Origin of the sequence: Pseudomonas sp. PA-4-8C, from assembly GCF_021606625.1 — a bacterium.
GTDB lineage: Bacteria > Pseudomonadota > Gammaproteobacteria > Pseudomonadales > Pseudomonadaceae > Aquipseudomonas > Aquipseudomonas lactis.
In genome coordinates this window covers 1-2083 of the sequence record NZ_WKCD01000479.1, presented here as the reverse complement: position 1 = coordinate 2083, position 2083 = coordinate 1, and the positions used below count along the sequence as shown (strand labels likewise).

Annotated in this window: 2 protein-coding genes and 1 pseudogene; all 3 read left to right on the top strand. The window is 63.1% G+C overall.

Translation table 11 applies throughout. The features are described from left to right. Positions 1 to 4 precede the first annotated feature (4 nt). On the top strand, positions 5 to 685 hold the full coding sequence (modB, locus tag GIW04_RS30175) for a molybdate ABC transporter permease subunit (protein WP_034135039.1): 681 nt from the start codon (positions 5 to 7) through the stop codon (positions 683 to 685). Between the two features lie 5 nt (positions 686 to 690). After that, the gene (gene modC, locus GIW04_RS30170; RefSeq protein ID WP_120248080.1) at positions 691 to 1770 is read left to right on the top strand and encodes a molybdenum ABC transporter ATP-binding protein; all 1080 of its coding nucleotides are present in this window, start codon (positions 691 to 693) and stop codon (positions 1768 to 1770) included. A 74-nt stretch (positions 1771 to 1844) separates the two neighbouring features. Then, positions 1845 to 2083, top strand: a pseudogene (locus GIW04_RS30165) (DNA topoisomerase IB); the annotation flags it as partial.

The following is a 2083-nucleotide window of genomic DNA, read 5'->3' as shown; positions in this document are numbered from 1 at the left end:
GTAAATGCCCCTGTCGAGTGCTGATTTTTCTGCGATCTGGTTGACCCTCAAACTGGCCTCGCTGACCACTCTGATCCTGTTGATCATCGGCACACCGATCGCCCTGTGGCTGTCGCGCACCCGTTCCAAGTGGCGCGGCCCCATTGGAGCAGTGGTCGCACTGCCGTTGGTGTTGCCGCCAACGGTCATCGGTTTTTACTTGCTGTTGGCCATGGGGCCCAACGGCTACGTCGGCCAGTTCACCCAGTGGCTGGGCCTGGGCACCCTCACCTTCAGCTTCGCCGGGCTGGTGATCGGCTCGGTGATCTACTCCATGCCCTTCGTGGTGCAGCCGTTGCAGAACGCGTTTTCGGCCATCGGCACGCGCCCGCTGGAAGTGGCCGCGACCTTGCGCGCCAACCCGTGGGACACGTTTTTCACGGTGATCCTGCCGCTGGCACGCCCTGGGTTTATCACCGCCTCGATCCTGGGCTTTGCCCATACCGTCGGTGAGTTCGGCGTGGTACTGATGATCGGCGGCAATATCCCGGACAAGACCCGCGTCGTCTCAGTGCAGATCTACGACCATGTCGAATCCATGGAATATGCCCAGGCCCATTGGCTGGCCGGGGCCATGGTGGTGTTCGCGTTTCTCGTGCTGCTGGCGCTCTATTCCAGCCGCAAAACCAAGATGGGCTGGAGCTGATCGCCATGATGGATATACGCCTGCAGCTGAAGTACTCCGCTTTTGCATTGGATGTGGACCTGCAATTGCCCGGCCGTGGCGTGAGCGCGCTGTACGGGCATTCTGGCTCCGGCAAGACCACCTGCCTGCGCTGCATCGCAGGTTTAGAACGCGCCGAACACGGCTTTGTGCAAATCAACGACGAGGTCTGGCAAGACAGTCGCAAAGGGCTGTTTGTGCCGCCACATAAACGCGCTTTGGGCTATGTGTTCCAGGAGGCGAGCCTGTTTCCTCACCTGTCGGTGCGCGCCAATCTGGAGTTCGGCCTCAAGCGTATTCCACGCCCGCAGCGGCGCGTGGGCATGGCCCAGGCCACCGAACTATTGGGCATCGGGCACTTGCTTGAGCGTCACCCGCAACACTTGTCCGGCGGCGAGCGTCAGCGCATCGGCATCGCCCGTGCCTTACTCACCAGCCCCAGGCTGTTATTGATGGATGAACCGCTGGCGGCCCTGGACAGCCCGCGCAAAAGCGAGATATTGCCTTACCTGGAACGCCTGCACGACGAGCTGGATATCCCGGTGCTCTACGTCAGCCACGCCCAGGACGAAGTGGCGCGGCTGGCTGACCATATCGTCTTGCTCAGCGACGGCAAAGCCCTGGCCAGCGGCCCTATCGGCGAAACCCTGGCGCGCCTCGACCTGCCCCTGGCGCTGGGCGACGATGCCGGCGTGGTGATCGCTGGCAGCGTCGTCGCCTACGACGCGCACTATCAGTTGCTCACCCTGCAGTTGCCCGATTGCCCGTTGCAGATGCGCGTGGCCCATGCCCCGCTGGCGGTGGGCAACCCACTGCGGGTCAAGGTCCAGGCGCGGGATGTGAGCCTGAGCCTGCAGGCCGAAGAACACAGCAGCATCCTCAACCGCTTGCCGGTGACCGTCACCCAGACTGTCGGCGCGGACAACAGCGCCCATGTGCTGGTGCGCCTCGACGCCGGCGGCACGCCCTTGCTGGCACGCATCACGCGCTTCTCCCACGACCAGTTGCAACTGCATCCGGGCCAGACACTGTGGGCGCAAATCAAGGCGGTGGCAGTACTGGCTTAACCATTTGGCACGACCGCAGGGTGCTGCGGTCAATCAGACATACCGGCCTGATTTGTTGCCAAGGAACCCGCCCCATGCCTGACTCTTCGTTACCCGCCGACCTGCCCCGCGACCTGCATTATGTGGATGACACCCAGCCCGGCATCCGCCGTAAAAAAGTGCGAGGCACGTTCCAGTATCTGAACGCCAAGGGCGAGCGCATTACCGACGCGGACGAAATCAAACGCCTGAACGCCTTGGCGGTGCCACCCGCCTACACCGACGTTTGGATCTGCGCCGACCCTCGCGGCCACCTGCAAGCCCCCGGCCCCGA

Coding starts and splice junctions, on each gene's coding strand:
- modB (WP_034135039.1), top strand. CDS start 5: ATGCCCCTGTCGAGTGCTGATTTTTCTGCGATCTGGTTGACCCTCAAA.
- modC (WP_120248080.1), top strand. CDS start 691: ATGATGGATATACGCCTGCAGCTGAAGTACTCCGCTTTTGCATTGGAT.